The organism is Bradyrhizobium sp. Kon69 (genome assembly GCF_055807515.1).
Genome location: NZ_JBVVOS010000267.1, coordinates 1 through 293, shown reverse-complemented (window position 1 = coordinate 293; position 293 = coordinate 1). Strand labels below are relative to the sequence as shown.

Genomic DNA, 293 nt, shown 5'->3' with positions numbered 1-293 from the left:
AATGCCGAATACAACGCCCGCTATTTTTTGTCTGACAGGGCGGGAAACGAGGGGCCACCTTCGCGCACTTCAGTCTTGCTGATAGATCTGACACCCACCCCGACCATTCTGCGACCCATCGAAGTGCCCCAATTGGCGATCGACGGGCTGATCGACCTGGAAGACGCCAGGGATCCAGGCCCGCCAGGCGGCGTGTATATGCATATTCTGGAAGTGGCCGGTACAGCGCCAGGCGATATTCTTCAGCCATACTGGGACTTTATTCCCTTGGGTGCTATTACCATCGGCATTGG

The 293-nt window shown here is 56.7% G+C and carries 1 protein-coding gene; it reads left to right on the top strand.

The window, feature by feature from the left end; translation table 11 throughout:
• A partial coding sequence (locus AC0L3U_RS39115) for a hypothetical protein (protein ID WP_473365078.1) occupies nucleotides 1-293 on the top strand: 293 nt, incomplete at both ends.